This window comes from Seonamhaeicola marinus (assembly GCF_008085455.1).
Window position 1 is genome coordinate 1 of sequence record NZ_VSDQ01000358.1, and the last position, 525, is coordinate 525.

Consider the following 525-nt stretch of genomic DNA (forward strand, 5'->3'; position numbering starts at 1 on the left):
TAAAGCTTACATTGCTAAAAAGAAAGCAGAAAGAACCGAAATTCAGAAAAAAATTCAAGATTTACATGCCAAACGCAGTAGATACATTTCTGAAAAAAGTAAAGCTAATTCAAGTAATGGTTTAGAAAACGCCATGACAAAAGCTATAAAAACCCAAGCCAAAAAGAAAAATTATACTTGGAAATAAAAACTAAAAGGCTCGTTTTAAAACGAGCCTTTTTTATATTGTTAGTATTATTTAATTATTAATTGCCGGACATTTACAATCGTAACGTTCTCTTCGGCAACCAAAATTAATACCTAAAGTAAACTGATGAAATCCGCCATTGGTATAAACCACAGAATTTGCCTGATGTGTGTACGTATAAGCAAACATAAAGTTTTTATAATTTACACCAACAAGCGGTGTTATTTGCTGTAATCTTTGGCTATTTACAGTGTTAGTACTTATATATTCGGCGCCATCAAAACTATTTCGGTATGATAAACCTGCCCAAAGCGAACCAAAATCCATTTGCCTATACA

General features: G+C 32.0%; 1 protein-coding gene and 1 pseudogene. One reads left to right on the forward strand and one right to left on the reverse strand.

Annotation, left to right across the window (positions count from 1 at the left end):
• Positions 1-187: pseudogene (locus FUA24_RS25025) on the forward strand (hypothetical protein); the annotation flags it as partial.
• 51 nt (positions 188-238) lie between these two features.
• On the opposite strand, the gene FUA24_RS04915 reads toward FUA24_RS25025, so the two are convergent.
• Positions 239-525: type IX secretion system membrane protein PorP/SprF (locus FUA24_RS04915; protein WP_148540277.1), on the reverse strand; the 287-nt coding region annotated here is incomplete at its 5' end.